Genomic DNA, 1,151 nt, shown 5'->3' with positions numbered 1-1,151 from the left:
ACTGGCTATATGAAGAGTCCCTCTGAGATAGTGATTGCAGTTACTTCTCATCTTGGTGGTATTCTTGTTACCGCTTCCATAGTAAGTCGGAGTAGTTCCCGCGTACCTTTGAAGGTCTCTGTAGGAACTGAACTTGTGTGTTAGGTAGGCAACTATGAGCTGGCTGGCGATTATTACTCCCACTCCAGGTAAGGTGAGAAGCACACTGAATTCGCTTTCCTCAATGATTTCTTTCATCTGCTTGCCTATCTCTTCCTTCATCACTTTTTTCTCCATAGCGTACCTTGAGAAAGCGACTATCAATGTCCTTATGGAAGCTGGCACATATCTTTCAAGCGCGATTTTTCTGAGCTCCTTCAGCTTGCTTTTGAGATTGCTATTTATCAGGAAACCCATCTCTTTAAGCTTCTGGAGTATCTCTTTATCAGACATTGAGAGAAAGTCTTTTGCAGTAGGACAGATGGATATAAACGCCAGTTTTCTGGCGGAAGTGCCACTGAAAACTTCTTTCACCTCCGGCCAGTACCTTTCAAGGTATGCATCCAGCCTTCCTATATCCTGCATCATAGATACATTTATCACAGCGTTCTCTTCAACCAGTACATCCAGCTCAAAAGCTATCCCTTCCCTCTTCACTTGCAAACACCATTCGGGGTTATGCTCATAGGTCATCGCTATTACCTTCGAATCAATGAAATCGCTCTTGCCTTCTATCACGAAGAATGACCTGGCTTCGCTCGATCTCCTGCTTGGAAGTATGTACACCTGCCTGTTGTTCCTTAGAAGATAATCGACGATCCTGTTATTGCCATCCTCAATAACATAGACCGCCTCCTTTATCTTCAGAAGCTTCGCAAAATCTTCTTCCTTGTTCTTTAAAACTAACTTCTTACCCTGGTGCAAAAGATAACAGTAATGCTTCTTTCTTCCCCAATCAATTCCAACTATCTCCATAACTGCACCTCCGTTGCTTGTTTGGCAGTTTGTTGAGTGTTTCGTTTACCGCTGTTTTGGTCCTGAAGCATTCCTGCTCCGGATATTCTACTATCGTTCCTGAACACTCCTGGATGCAAGATGTTCTTGCCCAACTGGGCCTCGCAGGCTATAACCAAGAACTGGACTTATCTTGCATCCCCTGCCTCTCTTATTCT

1 protein-coding gene is annotated in these 1,151 nt (G+C 44.0%); it reads right to left on the bottom strand.

Going from position 1 to position 1,151, the window contains the following annotated elements; genetic code table 11:
- The coding region (locus Y696_RS13970; RefSeq protein WP_147431794.1) for a transposase at positions 1 to 954 on the bottom strand (954 nt) is incomplete at its 3' end.
- Positions 955 to 1,151: the final 197 nt, after the last annotated feature.

Origin of the sequence: Mesotoga sp. H07pep.5.4 (genome assembly GCF_003664935.1) — a bacterium.
Taxonomy (GTDB): Bacteria; Thermotogota; Thermotogae; order Petrotogales; family Kosmotogaceae; genus Mesotoga; species Mesotoga prima.
The sequence above is the reverse complement of the archived record's forward strand: the minus strand, read 5'-3'. Positions and strand labels throughout refer to the sequence as shown.